This window comes from Gilvimarinus sp. 1_MG-2023, assembly GCF_030548285.1.
Window position 1 is genome coordinate 1 of record NZ_JAUOSC010001040.1, and the last position, 270, is coordinate 270.

Consider the following 270-nt stretch of genomic DNA (forward strand, 5'->3'; position numbering starts at 1 on the left):
GTGCTGCGCGGTCATAGATGGCATCCACCTCACCCAGTACGTCGGCACTGAGGTCAAAGATATCCCCCACAAAAATATCCAGGCCATCGGCCTGATACTGTAACAAAGGCCCGACCTGACGAATCTCTGGCGTCACTCCCAGCTCTGCAAACAAGGCCTGAATCGCGCTTTCGTTTAACTCGGCACCGGCAACCTGCACGCCCTGCCCCAGCAGCCAGCCAATATCCAGTGTTTTGCCACACAAAGGCAGAAATACCCGCTGCCCTTCCT

The 270-nt window shown here is 56.3% G+C and carries 1 pseudogene; it reads right to left on the reverse strand.

Going from position 1 to position 270, the window contains the following annotated elements:
- Positions 1-270: pseudogene (locus Q4563_RS20040) on the reverse strand (thiopurine S-methyltransferase); the annotation flags it as partial.